The following is a 21,543-nucleotide window of genomic DNA, read 5'->3' on the forward strand; positions in this document are numbered from 1 at the left end:
CACACACGTCCGGCACGGACGGCCGGACCCGTCCTAGGCTGGGCGCATGGACCTCACGATCGGCTACGCCGCGATGCTCGAGCAGTTCCACCCGACCGAGGTCGTGGCCCTGTCGGCCTACGCCGAGGAGCACGGATTCTCGGGCGTCATGGCGGCCGACCACTTCCAGCCGTGGGTGCCCCAGCAGGGGCAGAGCGCGTTCGTGTGGAACGTCCTCGCCGCGCTCGGCGAGCGGACGAAGGGCGACATCGGCCCCGGCGTCACGGCGCCGACCTTCCGCTGGCACCCCGCGATGGTCGCCCAGGCGAGCGCGACGCTCGCCGCGATGTACCCGGGCCGGCACTGGCTCGGGCTCGGCTCGGGGGAGGCCCTCAACGAGCACATCGTCGGGCAGTACTGGCCCGAGGCCCCCGAGCGCATCAACCGCCTCTTCGAAGCCATCGAGATCATCAAGAAGCTCTTCAGCGCCTCGCTCGCCGGCAAGGACACCAAGCACTCGGGGCAGTTCTACAAGCTCGAGTCGACGCGCCTGTGGACGATGCCCGAGGTCGCCCCCGAGATCCTCGTCGCCACGGCCGGCCCCGTCACCGCGAAGCGCGCCGGCCGCCACGCCGACGGCCTCATCACCGTCGGCGCGCCCCTCGAGAAGATCTCGATGCTCTTCGGCAAGTTCGACGACGGCGTCCGCGAGTCCGGTCGCGACCCCGAGTCGCTGCCCAAGGTCCTCCAGATCCACCTCTCGTGGGCGCCCACGGACGAGGAAGCCATGGCGAACGCCCTCACCGAGTGGCCCAACGGCGGCATGAAGTTCCCCAAGGCCGACATCCGCTCGCCGTTCGAGCTCGAGCAGATCGCCAAGCTCGTCCGCCCCGAGGACTTCGAGGGACGCATGGTCATCTCCGCGGACCCCGACGTCCACCGCGCCAACATCCAGAAGTACGTCGACCTCGGCTTCGACCGCATCTACCTCCACAACGTCGGGCGCAACCAGCGCGAGTGGATCGACGTCTTCGCGCGCGACGTCCTGCCCAAGCTCTCCCGGTGACAGAGTTCTCCGTCACCGCGCCCGACGGGATCGGGGAGGTCCGCCCGGGCGACGACCTCGCGGCGCTCGTCGCCCATGCGTGCCCGGACCTCACCGACGGCGACGTCGTCGTCGTCGCGAGCAAGATCGTGTCGAAGTCCGAGGGGCGCGTCGTCCCGGCCGACGACCGCGAGGCCGCGATCACCGCGGAGACGGTGCGCGTCGTCGCGACGCGTGAACGGCCGGGCGTGCCGCCGCTGCGGATCGTCGAGAACCGGCTCGGGCTTGTCATGGCGGCCGCGGGCGTCGACGCGTCGAACACCCCCGAGGGCACCGTGCTCCTGCTGCCCGTCGACCCGGACGACTCGGCGCGCCGGCTCCGCGCGGGCCTCCGGGAGCGGCTCGGGGTCAGGGTCGGCGTCGTCGTCACGGACACCGCCGGACGCGTGTGGCGCGACGGGCTCGTCGACCTTGCGATCGGCGCGGCGGGACTCCGCGTCGTCGAGGACGAGCGCGGCCGGCGCGACTCGGCCGGCCGCGAGCTCGGCATGACGGTGCGCGCCGTCGCCGACGAGATCGCGGCGGCCGCCGACCTCGTCAAGGGCAAGGTGACGGGCAGGCCCGTCGCCGTCGTCCGCGGGCTCGGCCATCTCACGACCGACGACGACGGACCCGGCGCGAAGATCCTGCCTCGGCTCGGCGAGGTCGATCTCTTCAGCGAGGGCACCGCCGAGGCCTACGCGCGCGGGCTCGCCGACGGGCGAGGAGAGCTGCGCGCGGGGACCCGCCGCTAGCACGGGCCGGCGCCCGGCGCTCGGTGTGCCGAGCCGGAGGCGCGAGGGGCCGCGCGTCGGGCTGGTGCGCGAGAACCGCCGTCGGGCCGAACGCGCACGCGTCGGGGCGGGGACGCGACCGCGTCCCCGCCCCGACCCAGGAGGTGCCCGCTCAGCAGGCGAGCCAGGAGGTGCCTGCTAGCAGGCGCCGACGAGCTGCCACGCGCCCCACGGGCTCGAGGCGTCGGGCGCAGCACCCTGCGTCCAGTAGCGGGCGGAGAAGACGTTGCCCTTGTAGGTGGCCTTCTGGCCGCCCGTGTAGACGGTCGCCGCGGAGTACTCGGCGACGCCGGCGCACGAGCCCGTGCCACCGTTGCCGTTGCCGCCACCGTTGCCGTCTCCACCACCGTTGTCGCCGCCGTGACCGGCGCCTCCCGTGGGCTCGACCACCGTCGCGCCGCGCGGGAAGTCGTACGTCGTCGCGTACTTCTCCGAGCCGATCGTCACGATGACGTTGGAGAACGCCGAGGTCGGCATCGACCACTTCAGCTGGTTGGTGATCGAGCCACCGGCGGGGATGCCGCCGAGCGGGACCGCGAACTCAGCGGTGTGGTAGTTGCCCTTGAGGCCGCCGACGTTGTTGCCCGTGTGCCCCTCCTTCGTCACCGTCGTCCGCATGCCGCTCCAGTCGGACATGCCGCCGGGGTTCGACGTCGAGTACTGGAACGAGATCGTCGCGCCCGCCGGGATGTCCGTCTTCGAGTTGTTCGTGAAGACGACCTTCGGGCTGATCGGGTAGTTGTTGTCGCCGAGCGCGAACTCGGTGTACTTGATCGACAGGTCGATGGCCTTCGTCGGCATCGGTCGGTCCGCCTCGGCCTTCGTCGACGAGTACGTGCCTGCCGTCGAGAAGGTCTTGTGCATCGCGTCGACCATCGTCTGGCCCATCTCGTACTGGCCCTTGGCCTTGTTGAAGCCGTAGTCGCCGGCGAACTCCCAGATCATGATGCCGCCGAGGCCGGTGTTCTTGACGTAGTCGGCCTTGGCCTGGACGGCCTGGACCGTGTCGCCCGAGATGTAGGTCTTCGTCGTCGGGTTCCACCACCACTCGTTCTTCGACACGTCGTCGAAGTGGTGGCTGAACTCGCCCTTGAGCGTGTCGGTCACGCCGTACGCCTCGGCGTAGTCACCGACGCGACCCTCGGCGAGGTTGAGCGCGTGCCAGATCGGGTTGGCGCCGGCAGGCACCTCGCCGCCCATGGGGTCGGAGTCGTGCCAGAGGTTCGCGACGCCGACGGCGCCCTGACCGCACTTGCCCGACGTCCCGGGTGCGCACGTGTATCCGGCCGGGGCCGGGGCGCGGCCGCCGTCGCCGTAGTTGCCGCCCTGGACGTTGTCCCAGCCGCGCGTGTAGAAACCGACGCCGAGGTTGATACGACCGCCCTGCGTGCCGGAGCGGAAGTACTTCGCCGCCCAGTCACCGTTGAGGTAGCCGATGCCGTTGTAGGCGCCGTAGATGTTGCCCGCGAGGAGCTCGGGGTCCTTGCCGTTGTCGAACAGCGGGTTGTTGCCGCCGACATACTCGTTCCACGCGCCGTGGAGGTCGTACGACATGAGGTTGACGTAGTCGAGGTACTGGGTGACCTGGTACATCTCCATGCCGCGCAGGAGCCAGCCCGAGGAGGGGGCCGCGACCGTGAGCATGTAGTACTGGCCGTCCTCGGCAGCAGCCTTGTCGAGCTTCTCGCGCAGCGTCTTGAGGAGCGCCTCGTAGCCCTTGAAGAGCGTGCCGCGGTTCTTGTCGGCGATCCAGAAGTCGTCGGGGTTGCCGGCCTGGTTGTTCGACGTCGGGTACTCGTAGTCGATGTCGAGGCCGTCGAAGCCGTACTCACGGATGAAGCGGACCGCGGAGTCGGCGAACTTGTCGATGTTCGCCTGCGACTTCGTCATCTCGTAGAAGCCGCCCGACGCGACGCGCTTGCCGTTCTCGTCGTGGTAGCCGCCGGACTCCGTCCAGCCGCCGACGGCGGGGATGATCTTCACGCCGGGGTTGGCCTTCTTGTACTTCTGGAGCAGGTTGAAGTGGCCGGTGTAGGGGAGCGACGGGTCCATCTCGGCGCCGGGGACGCCGGGCCACGTGCGATCGGTCGCCTCGTTGCCGGGACGGTCCTGGTACGCGGAGACCTCGTTGTTCTTGTCGATGTGCGCGAACGCGTAGTTGATGTGGGAGATCTTGTCCCACGGGATGTTGTTCGCGAGGTACGTCGGCGTGCCGTTCTGGCCGGTGCGCCAGCTCGTGAAGTAGCCGATGATGCGACGGTCGAGGCCGTTGGGGAGCTTCTCGACGCCGTCGGTGTCGTAGACGTCGCAGTACGGGGTCTTGACGCCCGGCGTGCGGTACATGCCGTCGGGGCGGCAGGCCTCGTCACCCTCGACGGGCGGGGCCGTCGTCGGCGGGTCGGTCGGCTCCGTCGTCGTCGGCGGGTCCGTGGGCTCGGCCGTGGTGGGCGGGTCCGTGGGCTCGGTCGTCGTCGGCGGGTCGGTCGGCTCCGTCGTCGTGGGTGGGTCCGTCGGCTCGGTGCCGCAGGTCCCGGTCGACTCCCAGGCGCCCCACTGGCTTGCGCCGGGAGTCTCGCCGAGCGTCCACCACTTGGCGCGGTAGTTGGTGCCGCCGTACGAGACGGTCTGGCCGCCCGTGTACGTCGTGGCACTCGACCACGGCGTCAGGCAGGCGGAAGGAGCAGCAGCGGCGGACAGCGTCAGCGCGGGGACAGCGAGCAGGGACGCGACGAGCGCTCCCGTCGCGGCCGCGGCCGCGGCGACGGCTCGCTTGCGGCGGGCTGGCAGGAGGTGCATGAGAGGGCCTCGCAGGGGGACGGGGAGCCAGGCCCGGGACGCGCGTCCGGCACCACGGCTCCGTGATGGCTCCGACCGTAGTGACGTGGAGCACGTCGTGTGATGCGGTAGATCCCTACTCCTGCAGCGTCTGCGCAGGTGGGGAGTGCGCGTTCCACGTACGTGGAAGGCCGATGTGGAGGATCGGCGTGTCCGTCGCGCGGATGGCGACACCGGACCACGACCGTGCCAGACTGGGAGCGTGCACGGGGAGGCATCCTCCCCCGAGACGACTCCCCGTGCCACGAGCGCGAGCACCCGCGCCGCGACGGAGCGACGGAAGGACGAGAGTGACCGCACCCACGTGGACCCACGGCGTCGACATCTCCATCACCGAGGAGATGGAGGCGCTCGGCGTCACCTACCGCGACCACGACGGCGCGCCGTGCGACCTCGTGACGCTCGCCGCCCGGGCCGGCAGCAACCTCGTCCGGCTCCGGCTCTGGGTCGATCCCTACGACGCCGACGGCACCCCCTACCTGGGCGGCACCAACGACCTGGCGCGCACGCTCCGGCTCGCCCGCCGCGCCCGCGAGGCGGGCATGGCGGTCCAGCTCGACCTCCACTACTCCGACTTCTGGGCCGACCCCGCCAAGCAGCGCACGCCCAAGGCCTGGGCGGGGCTCGGCGCGACGGCGCTCGCGGCCAGCGTCGGGGAGTACACGCGGACGACGCTCGACGCGTTCACGGTCGCAGGGATCGCGCTGGCCAGCGTCCAGGTCGGCAACGAGATCACCAACGGCACGTGCTGGCCCGTCGCAGCGACGTCCCGCTTCGACGACCAGGCCGGCGTCTACGGCGCGGCGGACCCCGCCGCCGACGACCGCCTCGCGGGCCTCCTGCGCGCAGGCGTCGCCGCCGTCCGCGAGCACTCCGACGCCGAGGTCGTCCTCCACCTCGACCAGGGCGGCTCCGACGTCGTCGCACGCCAGTGGCTCGACCGCATGCTGCCGCGCGGCGTCGACCTCGACGTCCTCGGGCTCTCCTACTACCCGTTCTGGCACGGGTCGCTCGCCGACCTCGGAACGAACCTCGACCACCTCGCGACGACGTACGACCTCGACCTCCTCGTCGTCGAGACCGCCTTCGCCAGGTCGGCGACGACCCCACCCGGGCACGGCTCGATGGTGCGCGAAGCCGAGATCGCCCGCACAGGACGTGAGCCGGGGACCGACGCTCAGGCAGCCTTCCTCACCGACCTCGACGACGTCGTCGCCGCGACCCCGGGCGACCACGGCCGCGGCGTCATCTACTGGGAGCCGGCCTGGCTCCCCGTCGACGGCTCGTCGTGGGCCTCGCCCGCAGGCATGGCGTACGCCGAGGAGGGCGACGCTGACCAGGCGGGCGTCCAGTGGTCCAACCTCGCGCTCGTCGACGAGACGGGGCACGAGGAGAGCGCGTGGCGCACCTGGACGTCCCACGTCCCCGACGCCGTCCGGGGCGCCGCGCTGCGCGCGGCGACCGTGGCGAACTAGGCTCGGCGACCATGAGCGACCAGGCCCGACCCAGCCACACCCCCCGTCGCCGGCCGACGATCCGCGACGTCGCCGCCGCCGCCGGAGTGTCCCGCGGAACGGTCTCACGCGTGCTCAACGGCGGCCACTGGGTGTCGCCCGACGCGCTCGCGGCCGTCCAGGAAGCGATCCGCACGACCGGCTACCAGGCCAACCAGCATGCCCGCTCGCTCGTCACAGGACGCGCCAACTCGGTCGCGTTCCTCCTCACGGAACCCCAGCACCTGCTCTTCGAGGACCCCAACTTCTCTGTCCTGCTGCGCGGCGCTGCCGAAGCCCTCGCAGGTCGCGAGATCCCGCTGCTCCTCATGCTCGCCTCGACGCCCGCCGAGCGGAAACGGATCTCCGCGTACGTCGCGGCCGGGCACGTCGACGGCGTCCTCCTCATCTCCTCGCACCGCGACAACCCCATGGTTGCCGAGCTTCTCAAGCACCAGGTACCCGTCGTCGCGTGCGGTGTGCCCCTCGGGTTCGAGGGCTCCGTCGGCTACGTCGCAGCCGACGACCGCGCGGGCGCACGCACGATGACGCGCCACCTCCTTGACACGGGCCGCACGAAGGTCGCGATGATCACCGGCCCGCTCGACACGCCGGGCGGCACGCTCCGCCTCGAGGGCTACCGCGAGGCCGTCGGCGACGCGTTCGACGAGACGCTCGTCGCCCACGGCGACTACTCGCGCGAGTCGGGCCGGCTCGCCATGGCGGAGCTCATCGAACGACGCCCTGACCTCGACGCCGTCTTCGTCGCCAACGACCTCATGGCGGCCGGCGCGCTCGTCGCGCTCCAGGCCGCAGGCAGGTCCGTGCCCGATGATGTCGCGGTCGGCGGCTTCGACGACTCCGGTGTCGCGGCGGCGCTCCACCCGGCGCTGACGACGATGCGCCAACCCTTCGAGCGGATCAGCGCCGAGATGGTGCGGCTCCTGCTCGAGACGGTCGAGGGGGCAGAGCCTGCGGCGGTGACCCTGCAGACGACGCTCGTCCGACGCGCGTCGACCTGAGCCTGCTCAGAGCACGAGGAGGGGCCGCCCCGTCCGGGGGTGCGTGAGGATGTCGGGGCGCACGCCCCAGACCGCCTCGACGACGTCGGGCACGAGGACGTCCTCGACAGGGCCCTCGGCAAGGACACGACCATGGTCGAGCACGACGACGTGGTCGCACCACGCTGCCGCGAGCGTGAGGTCGTGAAGAGCGGTGAGGACCGTCGTGCCGTCGGCCGCGAGCCCGGCGAGGAGTGTGAGGAGCTCGCGCTGCGCCGCGACGTCGAGGTGGTTCGTCGGCTCGTCGAGCAGCAGGAGGCGGGGCTCCTGCGCGAGCGCGCGGGCGACGTGGGCGCGCTGGCGCTCGCCGCCGGAGAGCGTCGCGAGGTCCCGATCAGCGAGCTCGGTCGCGCCCGCGCGTGCGAGCGCCGTGCGCACCGCGACGCGATCGGAGGTGCTCGGCGGCGAGAACCATCCACGGTGGGGGAGGCGCCCGAGCTCGGTCGCGTCCGCCACGGTGAGGCTCCGGTCGGCGCTCGCGTCCTGCTCGACGAACGCCGCGATGCGAGCCCGCTCACGGCGACCGAGCGTCGTGAGGTCTGCCCCGTCGAACGACGCGGACCCAGCCTCGGCGCGTGTCGCCCCCGCGACGAGCCTCAGGAGCGAGGACTTGCCTGAACCGTTGGGTCCCAGAAGACCCGTGACGGCACCCGACGGCGCGCGGAACGAGACACCGTCGACGACACGCCGGCCCGCGACCGACCATGCGAGGTCGCGTGCGACGAGGCCGCGCGGGGCGGTGGACGTTGTTGCTCGGGGTGTCGTTGTCGCTACGCGTTCCGGCGCGGATCTGCGCCTCATGTGAGCGACCTCCGGGTGCGGTGAAGCAGCCACGCGAACGCGGGCGCGCCGAGGGCGGCGGTGACGACGCCGACGGGCAGCTCGCGCGGCTCGAACGCGGTGCGGGCGAGCGTGTCGGCGAGGACGAGGACGATCGCGCCGGCGACGGCCGAGACGGGCAGGACCGCCCGGTGACGTGACCCGACGATGGCGCGCACGGCGTGGGGCAGGACGAGTCCGACGAAGCCGATCGACCCGGAGACGGACACGAGCGCACCCGTGAGGAGCGCGACCGCCCCGAGCAGGCCCCACCGGACGCGCTCGACGGGCACACCGAGTGCCGAGGCCGCGTGGTCGCCGAAGGTCATCGCGTCGAGGACGTTGCCTGCGGCAGCGAGCGGCACGCCGAGGACGAGCAGGGCGACGCCGGCGATCGCGACCGAGCTCCACCCGGCACCTGCGACGGAGCCCATGAGCCAGGTGAGGACCTCGCGGTAGGAGTCGCCCTCGGCGGACCAGAAGATCACGAGGCTCGTCGCGGCGGCAGCGAGCTGGCTCACGGCGAGCCCCGCGAGGACCGTCCTCGTCGGGGTGAGGGCGCCGAGCGTCCCCGCGAGAGCGAGCGACGCGACGAGCGCCAGGCCGGCGCCCGCGAAGGCTGCGACGGGCAGCAGGACAGTGAGGCCGAGCAGGAGGACGCTCACCGCGCCGAGGCTTGCCCCCGACGAGAGGCCGAGCAGGTACGGGTCGGCGAGCGGGTTGCGTGTGAGGGCCTGCATGACGACGCCGCACACGGCGAGCCCGGCCCCGACGGCAGCCGCGGTGAGAGCCCGCGGGAGGCGGCCTTCCCAGACGATCGCGTCACGCAGCGTCGAGAGCGTCGCCTCGCCTCCGAGCATGTGATGGCGCACCGATGACCACACCTCGGCCGGGGTGAGTGCGGCCGGACCCACGAGCACCGCGACGAGCAGCGCGAGCACCAGCACTGCGAGCCCGATGGCGACAAGGAGCCAGGTGCGTGTGGTAGCTCGATCCCTGTGCGCGGCGGGGCGCCCCTCGTGCGCGGGAACGTCTGCAGCCGGTCCAGGCGCGACCCGAGTCGATGTTCGGGAGGCCAGGGCTGGACGAGCGTTCGTCATCGGGGGGCGATCTCGAGGTGTCCGATGTCAGTCGCGAGCTGAGCAGCCGCGGCCACGGTGCGGACCCCGGCCTCGGTCGCGGGGAACGGGACGACGACGTAGGAAGCGCTCCGCACTGCGCGCAGCTGCTTCGTCACGGGGCCCGCCGCAAGGAGGGCCTTCTTCTTCTCGGCGCTGTTCCACGGGGAGTCGACGAGGACGATGACGTCCGGGTCGGCCTCGGTGACGGCCTCCCAGGACATCGGGCCCCAGGCGTCGTCGATGGCCGAGCCGATGTTCGTGAGCCCTGCGGTCGTCATGACGAGTTGGGGTGCGCCGGTGCCGCCGCCGACGTACGGGGTGTCGGACCCCGACGAGAACCACAGTGCGCTGAGGCCGCGGTCGTCGGGCTTGATCGAGTCGAGGGCGCTGCGCTGCTCGGCGACGAGTGCCGCGGCTTCCGGCACGCGATCGACGACGGACCCGACGAGCGTGATCTCGTCAAACACCGTCTCGAACGTCAGCGGCTTCGGTGCGTAGGGGGCTGCCTTGCAGGCCGACGGCGCGACGAGGGTGCGGACGCCGAGCTTCTCGAGGTCGGCCCGCTCGCCTGCTCCCTCGGCGGAGAAGTTCGACTCCCACCCTGCGTACACGAGGTCGGGCTCCGCCTCGAGGACGACCTCGTGGCTCGGAACCTTCTCGGCGAGCACCGGGATCGCAGCGGCTTGAGCGGTCCACGGCTCGGGTGCCGGACCGTCAGGGTAGGCGGTGCCGATGATCGACCCGCCGGCGCCGAGTGCCAGGAGCATCTCGGTCGTCGCCGACTTGATCGTGAGGATCCTCTCGGGCCGTCGAGCGAACGTCACCTCGGTCCCGCAGTTGTCGATCGTCAGCGGGTACGTCGTCGCGCCGGGGGCTGCGGACGAGGTGACGGTCGTCGTCGGGCCGGGTGCGGGGACCTGGGCGTCCGACTGGCTGCACGCCGCGAGCATGAGCGCGGTCGTCGCGAGGGTGGCGGCAAGGACGGACGTCGAGCGGGTCACAGGATCTCCGAGGGGGACGGCACGTGGGCGCACACCCGTGTGGACGCGCGGGGACGCCGCACGCGACCGTGCGGGCGCCGCGGTGGTGGCGCATGGCGGTGGGACGGGCGCGCGAGGGGCGCCCACGACCGACGGCCCAGAGCGGGACCGCGCCGCCCGGTGACTCGGAGCCGGGCGGGTCGGCCCCCAGGATACCGCTGCGCGCGCGGTGCGGATCAGCTCCCGGCGCCGAGCTCGAGGTCGCGTTCGATCGTTGCGCTCACGGAGTCGACGACGGTCGAGACGAAGCCGCCGTCCTCGAGCGCCATGAGTCCCGCGATCGTCGTGCCGCCGGGGGAGCAGACCTTGTCGACGAGCGTCCACGGGTGCTCGCCCGACTCGAGGATCATCTGGGCTGATCCGAGCACGGTCTGAGCGGCGATGCGGGTCGCGAGAGCCTTCGGCATGCCTGCCTTGAGCGCGCCGCGTGCGAGCGCGTCGATGAAGAGGAAAGCGTAGGCGGGGGCCGAGCCGGCGATCGCGGTGAACGTCGAGAAGGACGACTCTGGCAGCTCGATCGCGTCGCCGACCGCGCGGAACAGGTCGACGACCTCCGCGACCTGCGCCGCGGACGCGACGGAGTTGCCCGCGACGGCGGCCATGCCTGCGCCGATCTGCGCGTTGACGTTCGGCATGACGCGGACGACGGGCTGCGCGGCGCCGTGCTCGCCGAGGAGCGACGCGATGCGTGCGAGCGAGGTGCCTGCGGCGATCGAGATGACGAGCGTCCCGTTCTCGGCGAGCGCTGGCGCGAGCGGCGGCAGGACCGCGCTGAAGACCTGTGGCTTGATCGCGAGGACAACCGTGTCGACGGCGTCGACGAGCGCCTCGTTCGAGTCTGCGACGCGCACGCCGAGCGAGGCCGCGAGTGCAGCCGAGGCCGCACCGTGCGGGTCGTGCACCACGACGTCCTCCGGGGTGACGACGCCGCGCTCGATGATGCCCGCGACGATCGCGGACGCCATCGTGCCTGCACCGATGAAACCGATGGTCATGTTGTCGCCCCTCCGAGATGTCGTGCGGCGGATGCCGCGGGACCCAGCCTAGGTGCACGCCAGAAGGGCGGGGCCCCTGGCGTGGCGTCCGATGTTCGTCGGTGGTGCGACCATGGATGTCATGAGCGAGGTTCCTGCGTCAGTCCTGTTCGTCTGCAACCGCAACGGTGGCAAGTCACCGATGGCCGAGGGGCTCGCCCGGGCATTCGCTCCCGGGGCGACCTTCGTCTCGGCAGGGACGCAGCCCGGGGACTCGCTCAACGCTGAGTCCGTCGCGGCGCTCGCCGAGGTCGGCGTCGACATGTCCGAGCACACGCCGCAGCAGATCACCGACGAGATGATCGCGGCGGCGGACGTCGTCGTCGTCCTCGGAGAGCAGGCCGACGTCGTGACGCACGACGGCACGCCCGTCGTGCGGTGGGTGCTCGACGAGCCCTCCGAGCGTGGGGTCGTCGGCATGGAGCGGATGCGCCTCGTGCGTGACGAGATCGCCGGACGCGTCCGTGACCTGCTCAGCGACCATGCCGGCGAGGCTCCTGCGCGCCCCGCCAACCCCTACGACGTCGACCCCGAGACCAGCGCCGATCTCCGCATTGCTGACGCAGCCACTCCGGTCGGCATCGAGTCCGTCGCCGACGGCCGGTCCGTCCCCCTGCCTGCTGCGACCGCGGACGAGACCGCTGACGATCTGCACGACGAGCACCTCGACGACACGATCGAGCGGCTCCCGACGCGTGCCGGGCGGCGGCGCGCGTCCCGCCCGGCCCCGCCGCGGCTGCGTGCCGTCGTCACGGGAGCGTCCTCGGGCATCGGGCGCGCGACGGTCGAGCTGCTGCGAGCCGCGGGCTGGGAAGTCTTCGCCCTGGCACGCCGGGCCGACAGGCTCAGCGAGCTGGCGACACGCACGGGCGCGACCGCAGTTGTGTGCGACGTCACCGACGACGCGTCGGTCGCTGCGGCCGTCGCGCGCGTGACGGCCGACGGCCCGCTCAACGCGGTCGTCAACGTCGCCGGCGGCGCGCTCGGCACGGACTCCGTCGCGGACGCCGACCTCGACCGGTGGCGTCGCATGTACGAGACGAACGTCCTCGGCACGCTGCGCCTCACGCGCGCGCTGCTGCCGTCGCTGCGCGAGTCGGGCCGCGGGGACGTTGTCGTCCTCACGTCGACGGCTGCGCACGACACGTACCCGGGCGGTGCCGGGTACGTCGCGGCGAAGCACGCCGAGCGCGTCATCGCAAGCACCCTGCGGCTCGAGCTCGTCGGTGAGCCGGTGCGAGTCATCGAGATCGCCCCTGGCATGGTCGCGACCGAGGAGTTCTCGCTCGTGCGGTATGACGGCGACGCCGAGAAGGCGGCCGCCGTCTATGCCGGCGTTGATTCGCCGCTCGTCGCGGAGGACGTCGCCGACGCGATCGTGTGGACGCTCACGCGGCCTCACCACGTCAACATCGACTCGATGATCATCCGGCCGCGCGCCCAGGCGTCGAACACTCTCGTCGCGCGCCGCGAGGCCTGAGCCCCCGGGGCCGCGTGCGCGGTCTCACCATCCGGGACAGGTGGGGGTGCGGGTTCACGCGGCCGACGTTCCCGGGCACGCTCGTCCCATGAGCCACGACCGCCGGACGACGACGCAGCGAATGCGCTGCGTCGTCGTGCCCGCGGCGGCCCCGGTGACCCTCGCCGGTGCGTGCTGTCGCTGTCGCTGACGACACGACCCCAGCACACCGCACCCGCACGCTCCGAGGACCCGCCATGCTCACGACCTTCCTGCCCCTGCACTCCGACGCAGCACGCCCGTCGGCCGCCGTCGGCGGAGCACGCACCGCGCCCGCGCCTGGCCTGCGCGCCCGCCGCGGCACGCCGTCCGACGACCTCGTCCGCTCGCTCTTCGGCCCCTGGGTCGCGACCGTCGAGGAGCTCGTCGCGAGGGACATCGCCGCGTTCACGACGCGCCGCCTCGCCCGGCCCTGACCTCCGCGCACGGCTCGCGTGCCGAGCCTCGGCCCGGGAGGGTACGATGGAGTGCACAGGCGTCGACCCGGCCATCACCGGTGAGCCTCCGGAAGAACGGGCCCCGTGAGGGGCCTCAGTAGAACCGGACGGGAGCGGCCCGTGACAGCCGGTCGAGCGGACCTCGTCGCACCCTCAGGGGCGCGGCGCGGTCAAGCGGGGTGGTACCGCGGCGGAGACGTCGTCCCTGCAGCACTTGCAGCAGCACGCGACCACCCGCAGGAGAGCTCGTCATGGCCTACCCCCTCCACCGCGACTCCGCCGTCCCGGCAAGCCCGGACCTTCCCGCGCTCGAGCGCGAGGTTCTCGCGTACTGGGACGCCGACGGGACCTTCCAGGCGTCGATCGACCAGCGTCCCGCGGGTACGGACGGCGACAACGAGTTCGTCTTCTATGACGGCCCGCCCTTCGCCAACGGCCTGCCGCACTACGGCCACCTGCTCACGGGGTACGCGAAGGACGTCGTCCCGCGTTACATGACGATGCGCGGTCGCCGCGTCGAGCGTCGCTTCGGCTGGGACACGCACGGTCTGCCGGCCGAGCTTGAGGCAGAGCGCGTCCTCGGGATCTCCGACAAGTCGGAGATCGAGGAGATGGGCATCGCCGCGTTCAACGAGGCGTGCCGCACGTCCGTGCTCCGGTACACGAAGGAGTGGCAGGAGTATGTGACGCGCCAGGCGCGCTGGGTCGACTTCGACAACGACTACAAGACGCTCGACGTCACGTACATGGAGTCGGTGCTGTGGGCGTTCAAGGAGCTGCACACGAAGGGCCTCGCGTACGAGGGCTACCGCGTGCTCCCGTACTGCTGGCGCGACGAGACGCCGCTGTCGAACCACGAGCTGCGCATGGACGACGACGTCTACCAGTCGCGTCAGGACCCCGCGCTCACCGTCGGCGTGCGCCTCGAGTCGGGTGAGCTCGCGCTCATCTGGACGACGACGCCGTGGACCCTGCCGTCAAACCTTGCCCTCGCTGTGGGTCCGGACGTCGACTACGTCGTCGTCCGGGCGGGCGAGGGCTCGGTCGTCGCAGGCCAGGAGGTGCTGCTCGGTGCTGCGCGCCTCGGCGCCTACGCGGCCGAGCTCGACCTGGGCGACGACCCGCAGGCAGCCGTCCTGCGGACTCTCACCGGTGCCGAGCTGGCCGGTCGCCGCTACACGCCGCCGTTCCCGTACTTCGCGGACGACGCCGCCAACCCAGCCGCGCACCAGGTGCTCGCGGCCGACTGGGTCTCGACCGAGGACGGCACGGGTCTCGTCCACCTCGCCCCCGCGTTCGGTGAGGACGACAAGGAGGCGTGCGACGTCGCGGGCATCGTTCCCGTCGTCCCCATCGACGCGCGCGGCTGCTTCACCGCCCTCGTGCCCGACTACGCGGGCGAGCAGGTCTTCGACGCGAACCCGCAGATCATCCGCGACCTCAAGGACGGCACGGGCCCGCTCGCCGCGACCCCGGCCGACCGTCGGGCCGTCGTGCTGCGCCACGAGACGTACCAGCACTCCTACCCGCACTGCTGGCGCTGCCGGAACCCCCTCATCTACAAGGCGGTCTCCAGCTGGTTCGTGCGCGTCACGGAGTTCCGCGACCGCATGGTGGAGCTCAACGAGCAGATCACGTGGACGCCCGAGCACATCAAGCACGGGCAGTTCGGCAAGTGGCTCGCGGGCGCCCGCGACTGGTCGATCTCCCGCAACCGGTACTTCGGCACGCCCATCCCCGTGTGGGTGTCGGACGACCCGGCGTTCCCACGCACGGACGTCTACGGCTCGCTCGCCGAGCTCGAGGCCGACTTCGGTCGCGTGCCGACGAACGAGCAGGGCGAGCCGGACCTCCACCGGCCGTACATCGACGACCTCGTGCGCCCCAACCCCGACGACCCGTCGGGCAGGGCGATGATGCGTCGCATCCCCGACGTCCTCGACGTGTGGTTCGACTCGGGTTCGATGCCGTTCGCGCAGGTGCACTACCCCTTCGAGAACACGGACTGGTTCGAGCATCACTTCCCGGGCGACTTCATCGTCGAGTACATCGGTCAGACGCGTGGGTGGTTCTATCTTCTCCACGTGCTGTCAACGGCTCTCTTCGACCGTCCGGCGTTCCGCACCGCGGTCTCGCACGGCATCGTGCTGGGCTCCGACGGCCGCAAGATGAGCAAGTCGCTGCGCAACTACCCGGACGTCTCCGAGGTCCTCGACCGTGACGGCTCGGACGCGATGCGCTGGTTCCTCATGTCGAGCCCCATCCTGCGCGGCGGCAACCTCATCGTCACCGAGGACGGCATCCGCGACTCGGTGCGCCAGGTGCTGCTGCCGGTGTGGAGCACGTACTACTTCTTCACGCTCTACGCGGGCGCGGCCCGCGGCGGCGCGGGGTACACGGCGAAGGCCGTGACGCCCGAGCGCGCGGCGACGCTCGGCGACATGGACCGCTACCTGCTCGCCCGCACGGGCGACCTCGCCCGCGCGGTGACGGCGCAGCTCGACGCGTACGACATCGCGGGCGCGTGCGAGTCGGTGCGCGACTACCTCGACGCGCTGACGAACTGGTACGTGCGGACGCAGCGGGACCGCTTCTGGGCGGAGGACGACGATGCGTTCGACACGCTGTGGACGGCCCTCGAGACCCTCACGCGCGTCATGGCGCCGCTCGCCCCGCTGCTGTCGGAGGAGGTGTGGCGCGGGCTCACAGGTGGTCGTTCCGTGCACCTCGTCGACTGGCCCGTGCTCACGGGCGAGGACGGTGCCCCGACGGCGGCGGGCAGGGTGCTCGCGGCGGACGACGCGCTCGTCGCAGCGGTCGACCGCGTGCGTGCGGTCGTGTCGTCGAGCCACGCGGTCCGCAAGGCGCACAAGCAGCGCGTGCGCCAGCCGCTCGCGCGCCTCACGGTCGTCGTCGAGGATCCGGCGGCGCTCGCGCCGTACGCGGACGTCATCGCCTCCGAGCTCAACGTCAAGGCGGTTGAGCTCGTGCAGCTCGACGCGGAGGCGGGGGAGCGGTACGGCGTCGTCCAGCGTCTTGCGGTCAACGCGCGGGCCGCGGGCCCGCGCCTGGGCCGCGGCGTGCAGGCTGCGATCAAGGCTGCGAAGGCGGGCGACTGGCGCGAGGAGGCCGACGGTACGGTCGTCGTCGTCACGCCCGACGGCGACGTGGCGCTCGAGCCGGCCGAGTACGAGCTGGCGACGGTCGTCGGCGACGGTGGCGCGGAGGCCGAGGTCGGCGCGGCCGTGCTCGCGGGCGGCGGCTTCGTCGTCCTCGACCTCGCGCTCAACGACGCGCTGCGTGCCGAGGGCTTCGCGCGGGACATCGTCCGTGAGGTCCAGGACGCACGCAAGGCGGCCGGCCTCGACGTCGGCGACCGCATCGCCCTCAGCCTCACGGTCGCCGCCGACAAGGTCGAGGCGCTCGAGGCGAACCGCGAGCTCGTCGCGTCGGAGACGCTCGCGGTCGAGCTCACCGTCGTCGCGGGCGAGCCGTCCGTGCACGTCGAGAAGAGGGACGCGTGATGGCCAAGGACACGCAGGTCGACGACGGACGCAGCCCCGAGCTCGCGGGCGTCTACGCGGAGATCATCGGCCGGAACCCTGAGCACGACTTCGAGCCGACGCTCGGGCGGGTCGAGCGGGTGTGCGAGCTGCTGGGCGACCCGCAGCGAGCGTTCCGCACGATCCACCTCACGGGCACGAACGGCAAGACGTCGACCGCACGCATGATCGAGTCGCTCGTCCGTGAGCAGGGCCTGCGTACGGGCCGTTTCACGAGCCCGCACCTCACGAGCATCACCGAGCGCATCGCGATCGACGGTGAGCCCGTGACGGAGCAGCGGTTCGTCGAGATCTTCCGGGACGTCGAACCGTACGTGCGGATGGTCGACGACGAGTCGGTGGCCGCAGGCGGACCGCGTCTGAGCTTCTTCGAGGTGCTCACCGTCATGGCGTTCGCGGCGTTCGCAGACGCCCCGGTCGACGTCGCGATCATCGAGGTCGGCCTCGGCGGCAGCTGGGACTCGACGAACGTCGTCGACGCCGAGGTCGCGGTTCTCACGCCCGTCGCGATCGACCACGAGCGGTGGCTCGGCCACTCGGTCGCGGAGATCGCGCGGACGAAGGCCGGGATCATCAAGGACGGCGCGACCGTCGTCGTCGCAGAGCAGCCCGAGGACGCCGAGCGTGAGATCGTCGACGCGGCCGCCGCACGTGGTGCACGCCTCGTCCGCGAGGGTCTCGAGCTCGAGGTCGTCCAGCAGCGCATGGCCGTCGGCGGCCAGCTCCTCGACCTCCGTACTCCCGGGGGTCTCTACACGGAGATCTACCTGCCGCTGCACGGCGCCCACCAGGCGCACAACGCGCTCCTCGCGCTCGCGGCGGTCGAGGCGCTCGTCACGGGCGGCGCCGCGCTGCCCGCCGGCATCGTCGAGGCCGGGTTCGCCGCCGCAACATCGCCCGGACGTCTCGAAGTCCTGCGGTCGAGCCCGACGATCATCGTCGACGCCGCGCACAACCCCGCAGGCGCCGAGGCGCTCGTCCGGGCGCTCGAGGAGACCTTCGGCCTCACCCGCGTCGTCGCGGTCGTCGCGATCCTCGCGGACAAGGACGCCGAGGGCATCCTCTCGGTTCTTGAGCCGCACGTCGACGAGCTCGTCGTCACCGAGGTGCACTCCGTGCGCGCGACGCCCGCCGAGGAGCTCGGCACGCTCGCCGAGGACATCTTCGGGGAGGACCGCGTGCACGTCCTCCCAGACCTCGCCTCAGCCCTCGACACGGCTGCGACCTTGGCGGAGAGTGAGGACACGGTGGGTGTCGGTGCAGGAGCCGGCGTCGTCGTCGCGGGCTCGGTCATCCTCGCGGCGGAGGCGCGCATCCTGCTCGGGCGCCCGTAGGCGACGGTGCCCGGCACACCCGTGCACCTCACACGGAGGGTGTGCCATGAAGAAGCTGCTCAACGATCCGGCCCAGGCTGTCGACGAGTCCGTGGAGGGGTTCGGCCTCGCGCACGCTGATCTCGTCGAGGTGCGGACCGACCCGCTGTTCGTCGTGCGGCGGCAGCGGCCGCCGCACGGGACGGTCGCGGTCGTCTCGGGTGGCGGTGCGGGCCACGAGCCGCTCCACGCGGGCTTCGTCGGCGAGGGCATGCTCGACGCCGCCGTGCCGGGAGCGGTGTTCACGTCGCCGACGCCCGACCAGGTGGGGGCGGCGTTCGTCGCGGCCGACGCAGGCGGCGGGGTGCTCGCGATCGTCAAGAACTACACGGGTGACGTGCTGAACTTCGAGACGGCCGCGGAGCTGGCGGACGCCGAGGGCGTCACGGTGCGCACGGTCCTCGTCCACGACGACGTCGCGGTCGAGGACTCGCTCTACACGGCCGGGCGGCGCGGGGTGGGCGGCACGGTCATGGTCGAGAAGATCGCGGGCGCCGCTGCCGCGCGCGGGGACGACCTCGACGCGGTCGCGGCGCTCGCCGAGCGGGCGTCGGCCGCGGTGCGGTCGATGGGCGTCGCGCTGCACGCTCCGACGGTCCCGCACGTGGGCCGGCCGAGCTTCGACCTCGCCGACGACGAGATCGAGATCGGCATCGGCATCCATGGCGAGCCGGGGCGTCACCGGATCCCCATGGCGTCCGCGGACGAGATCACGAAGATGCTCGTCGAGCCGGTCGCCGACGACCTCGGTCTCGCGAACGGCGAGAAGGTCCTCCTGTTCGTCAACGGCATGGGCGGCACGCCGCCGTCGGAGCTCTACGTCGTGTACCGCGCGGCGCGACGCCTGCTCGAGGAACGGGGCGTCACCGTCGAGCGGTCCCTCGTCGGCTCGTACGTGACGTCGCTCGAGATGCAGGGCTGCTCGGTCACCGTCATGCGGCTCGACGACGAGCTCACGGGCCTGTGGGACGCGCCCGTGCACACGCCGGCGCTGCGCTGGTGAGCGCCGTGACGGGGGTGCTCGACGTCGCGTGGGCGCGCACGTGGGTGCAGGCCGCGGCCGTGGCGGTCGCCGACGCGAAGGACGAGCTCACAGAGCTCGACCGGCAGATCGGGGACGCCGACCACGGGTTCAACATGGATCGTGGGTTCCAGGCGGCGGCCGCGAAGGTGGTGGATGCGCCGGCAGAGACGGTGGGCGACGTCCTCAAGCTTGTCGCCATGACGCTCATGTCGACGGTCGGTGGGGCGGCGGGGCCGCTCTACGGCACGGCGTTCCTCCGGGCCGCGAAGGTGACGACCGCACCGGAGCTTGGCCCGGACGACGTCGTCGCGCTGCTCGAGGCCGCGCTCGAGGGCGTCGTCGCGCGCGGCAAGGCTGCCGTCGGCGAGAAGACGATGGTCGACGCGTGGACGCCCGCTGCCGCCGCGGCGGCGTCGGCGCGCGACGCGGGGGCCGACGCGGTCGGCGTGCTCGAGGCGGCCCTCCGGGCGGCCGAAGAGGGCGCGGCGTCGACCGTCCCGCTCCTCGCGACGAAGGGGCGCGCAAGCTACCTCGGTGAGCGCAGCCAGGGCCATCTCGACCCGGGCGCGCGCTCGACGGTCGTGCTGCTCGCCGCCGCGCTCGAGGCGGCTCGGGCGTGACGGCCGCCAGGACGCGGCTCGTCCTCGTCTCGCACTCGGACGCGCTTGCGCGCGGCGTGGCCGACCTTGCGGGGCAGATGGCGCCCGACGTTGACATCGTCCCGGTCGGAGGCCTGGCCGACGGTGCGCTCGGCACGGACTTCGAGCGGATCGAGGCGGCGGTCGTCGGGGCGCCGGGCGAGGTCTGCGTGCTCGCCGACCTCGGCTCTGCGGTGCTGACGACGCAGGCGGTCCTCGAGATGGTCGACGACGACATCGCCGCCCGGACGCACCTCGCACCGGGGCCGTTCGTCGAGGGTGCGGTCGCCGCCGCGGTCGCGGCGCAGGGCGGGGCGGGAGCAGAGGCGCTCGTCGGCGTCGTGCGTGAGGCGGCAGCTGCTGTCGCGACGGCCGCGGGCGCCGCCGCCGTGGAGGCGTCCCCGGCAGCCGCCGTGCCGAGCGGTGCCGCGCCGGGCGACGTCGTCGCGCGGACCGTCGTCGTCGTCAACCCGCAGGGCCTCCACGCACGACCCGCGGCGGAGGTCGCGCAGCTGGCGTCGGGCCTGCCCGCGGCCGTGACGATCGCAGGTGTCGACGCGACGAGCGTGCTCGCCCTCATGACGCTCGGCTCGACCGCGGGCACCGAGCTCGAGGTCGTGGCACGTGGCCCGGGCGCAGCCGAGTCTGTCGAGGCGGTCGTCGGGCTTGTCGCGTCAGGCTTCGGGGAGGTCTGAGTCACAGCCCGGGGCCGACGCAGACGGGATCGCGCCCAGCGGGCGCCGGTATCCTCGGGGCGTGCACGCGTCCTCCGGTCTTCCTGTCCCCGGCCAGCCCATCGAGGCCAAGCCGTCCGCCCGCACGCAGTTCACGTCGACGATCCTCGTGCTCGAGGCGTTCGTCGTGCTCTTCGCGTGCTTCGTCGCGATGGGCCTCCAGGGCGTCGAAGGCGCGGGTGCCGACGCGGTTCCCGTGATGTCGGACGCGACGATCTGGACGTCGGGCGGCGTCCTCATGGCCGTGCTCGTCATCCTCTCGCGGACGGTGGGTCGTCCTGAGGGGATCGTCGCGGGGTCGGTCGCGCAGGGCGTCGTCCTCGCGACGGGGCTCGTCGTGCCGATGATGTTCGTCGTCGGCGCGGTCTTCGTCGTCCTCTGGGTCGTGTCGCTGCGGCTCGGCGGACGTATCGACCGCGAGCGCGCGGCGTTCGACGCAGCCCACCCGGACACGGCCCCCAACCTGTGACCCCGCGCTGCCTCGCGGGAGCGTCGGAGCGGGTCGGTAGAGTTCTGCCATGAGCTCTGTTCAGCGCACCCTTGTCCTCGTCAAGCCCGACGGCGTCGCCCGCGGCCTCACCGGAGAGGTCCTGCGCCGCATCGAGGCGAAGGGCTACCGTCTCGTCGCGCTCGAGCTGCGCACCGCCCCGGCCGCTCTTCTTGAGGAGCACTACGCGGAGCACGCGGGCAAGCCGTTCTACGCCCCGCTCGTCGAGTTCATGGGCTCGGGCCCGCTCGTCGCCGCCGTCGTCGAGGGCGACCGCGTCATCGAGGGCTTCCGCTCGCTCGCGGGCACGACCGACCCGACGACCGCCGTGCCCGGCACGATCCGTGGCGACCTCGGCCGCGACTGGGGCCTGCCCGTCGCCCAGAACATCGTCCACGGCTCCGACTCGCCCGAGTCCGCCGCGCGCGAGATCGGGCTGTGGTTCCCCGGAGTGTGACCCCGGGTGGTCGACGCGGCCCTCACCGACCACGGTCGGTGAGGGCCGTCG

18 protein-coding genes and 1 pseudogene are annotated in these 21,543 nt (G+C 72.3%); 14 read left to right on the forward strand and 5 right to left on the reverse strand.

All coding sequences use genetic code 11. The features are described from left to right. The first annotated feature begins 46 nt into the window (after positions 1-46). Both IGS67_RS13955 and IGS67_RS13960 read left to right on the forward strand, forming a co-directional pair. Entirely contained in the window at positions 47-1,045 is a 999-nt protein-coding gene (locus IGS67_RS13955; RefSeq protein ID WP_192279796.1) for a TIGR03557 family F420-dependent LLM class oxidoreductase, read from the forward strand. After that, positions 1,042-1,818 (forward strand): coenzyme F420-0:L-glutamate ligase, encoded by a 777-nt coding sequence (locus tag IGS67_RS13960; protein WP_192279798.1) that lies wholly within the window; start codon positions 1,042-1,044, stop codon positions 1,816-1,818. The genes IGS67_RS13955 and IGS67_RS13960 overlap by 4 nt, the downstream gene beginning before the upstream one ends. Before the next feature lie 177 nt (positions 1,819-1,995). On the opposite strand, the gene IGS67_RS08800 is transcribed toward IGS67_RS13960, so the two are convergent. Beyond that, positions 1,996-4,653 (reverse strand): glycosyl hydrolase family 18 protein, encoded by a 2,658-nt coding sequence (locus IGS67_RS08800; RefSeq protein WP_210767199.1) that lies wholly within the window; start codon positions 4,651-4,653, stop codon positions 1,996-1,998. Between the two features lie 329 nt (positions 4,654-4,982). Between IGS67_RS08800 and IGS67_RS08805 the strand changes: the two genes are divergently transcribed. Beyond that, the gene (locus IGS67_RS08805; protein WP_192279800.1) at positions 4,983-6,167 is read left to right on the forward strand and encodes a glycoside hydrolase family 53 protein; all 1,185 of its coding nucleotides are present in this window, start codon (positions 4,983-4,985) and stop codon (positions 6,165-6,167) included. A gap of 11 nt (positions 6,168-6,178) precedes the next feature. Further along, on the forward strand, positions 6,179-7,207 hold the full coding sequence (locus IGS67_RS08810; protein ID WP_192279802.1) for a LacI family DNA-binding transcriptional regulator: 1,029 nt from the start codon (positions 6,179-6,181) through the stop codon (positions 7,205-7,207). A gap of 6 nt (positions 7,208-7,213) precedes the next feature. On the opposite strand, the gene IGS67_RS08815 is transcribed toward IGS67_RS08810, so the two are convergent. The 4 genes from IGS67_RS08815 to proC form a co-directional block, all read right to left on the reverse strand. Beyond that, positions 7,214-8,047, reverse strand: coding sequence for an ABC transporter ATP-binding protein (locus tag IGS67_RS08815; protein WP_192279804.1), 834 nt, complete (start codon positions 8,045-8,047; stop codon positions 7,214-7,216). Then, positions 8,044-9,165, reverse strand: a complete 1,122-nt coding sequence (locus IGS67_RS08820; protein WP_192279806.1) for a putative F420-0 ABC transporter permease subunit — start codon at positions 9,163-9,165, stop codon at positions 8,044-8,046. The genes IGS67_RS08815 and IGS67_RS08820 overlap by 4 nt, the downstream gene beginning before the upstream one ends. After that, a complete protein-coding gene (locus tag IGS67_RS08825) occupies positions 9,162-10,187 on the reverse strand; it encodes a putative F420-0 ABC transporter substrate-binding protein (RefSeq protein WP_328742159.1) in 1,026 nt (341 codons plus the stop codon). The genes IGS67_RS08820 and IGS67_RS08825 overlap by 4 nt, the downstream gene beginning before the upstream one ends. Before the next feature lie 215 nt (positions 10,188-10,402). After that, entirely contained in the window at positions 10,403-11,221 is an 819-nt protein-coding gene (gene proC, locus IGS67_RS08830) for a pyrroline-5-carboxylate reductase (RefSeq protein WP_192279808.1), read from the reverse strand. 121 nt (positions 11,222-11,342) lie between these two features. Between proC and IGS67_RS13965 the strand changes: the two are divergent. From IGS67_RS13965 to ndk, 10 genes and pseudogenes are all read left to right on the forward strand, one after another. Next, positions 11,343-11,594: pseudogene (locus tag IGS67_RS13965) on the forward strand (arsenate-mycothiol transferase ArsC); the annotation flags it as partial. Between the two features lie 402 nt (positions 11,595-11,996). Beyond that, positions 11,997-12,740 (forward strand): SDR family NAD(P)-dependent oxidoreductase, encoded by a 744-nt coding sequence (locus IGS67_RS08835; protein WP_235978055.1) that lies wholly within the window; start codon positions 11,997-11,999, stop codon positions 12,738-12,740. Positions 12,741-12,976: 236 nt separating this feature from the next. Further along, positions 12,977-13,195: a hypothetical protein gene (locus tag IGS67_RS08840; RefSeq protein WP_192279810.1), complete on the forward strand. Its 219-nt coding sequence runs from the start codon at positions 12,977-12,979 to the stop codon at positions 13,193-13,195. Between the two features lie 272 nt (positions 13,196-13,467). Then, the gene (ileS, locus tag IGS67_RS08845) at positions 13,468-16,740 is read left to right on the forward strand and encodes an isoleucine--tRNA ligase (RefSeq protein WP_192279812.1); all 3,273 of its coding nucleotides are present in this window, start codon (positions 13,468-13,470) and stop codon (positions 16,738-16,740) included. Further along, on the forward strand, positions 16,740-18,113 hold the full coding sequence (locus IGS67_RS08850; RefSeq protein ID WP_192280097.1) for a bifunctional folylpolyglutamate synthase/dihydrofolate synthase: 1,374 nt from the start codon (positions 16,740-16,742) through the stop codon (positions 18,111-18,113). Before ileS ends, IGS67_RS08850 begins: the two co-directional genes overlap by 1 nt. A 46-nt stretch (positions 18,114-18,159) precedes the next feature. Continuing rightward, positions 18,160-19,155 (forward strand): dihydroxyacetone kinase subunit DhaK, encoded by a 996-nt coding sequence (gene dhaK / locus IGS67_RS08855; RefSeq protein ID WP_192279814.1) that lies wholly within the window; start codon positions 18,160-18,162, stop codon positions 19,153-19,155. Beyond that, on the forward strand, positions 19,152-19,796 hold the full coding sequence (gene dhaL / locus IGS67_RS08860; protein ID WP_328742163.1) for a dihydroxyacetone kinase subunit DhaL: 645 nt from the start codon (positions 19,152-19,154) through the stop codon (positions 19,794-19,796). Before dhaK ends, dhaL begins: the two co-directional genes overlap by 4 nt. Next, complete coding sequence (gene dhaM, locus IGS67_RS08865; RefSeq protein WP_328742166.1) at positions 19,793-20,509, forward strand: dihydroxyacetone kinase phosphoryl donor subunit DhaM; 717 nt, start codon at positions 19,793-19,795, stop codon at positions 20,507-20,509. Before dhaL ends, dhaM begins: the two co-directional genes overlap by 4 nt. Positions 20,510-20,570: 61 nt before the next feature. Then, a complete protein-coding gene (locus IGS67_RS08870; RefSeq protein WP_192279817.1) occupies positions 20,571-21,017 on the forward strand; it encodes a DUF4233 domain-containing protein in 447 nt (148 codons plus the stop codon). A 49-nt stretch (positions 21,018-21,066) separates the two neighbouring features. After that, complete coding sequence (gene ndk / locus IGS67_RS08875) at positions 21,067-21,492, forward strand: nucleoside-diphosphate kinase (RefSeq protein ID WP_192279819.1); 426 nt, start codon at positions 21,067-21,069, stop codon at positions 21,490-21,492. Positions 21,493-21,543 lie beyond the last annotated feature (51 nt).

Origin of the sequence: Flavimobilis rhizosphaerae (genome assembly GCF_014852685.1) — a bacterium.
Taxonomy (GTDB): Bacteria; Actinomycetota; Actinomycetes; order Actinomycetales; family Cellulomonadaceae; genus Flavimobilis; species Flavimobilis rhizosphaerae.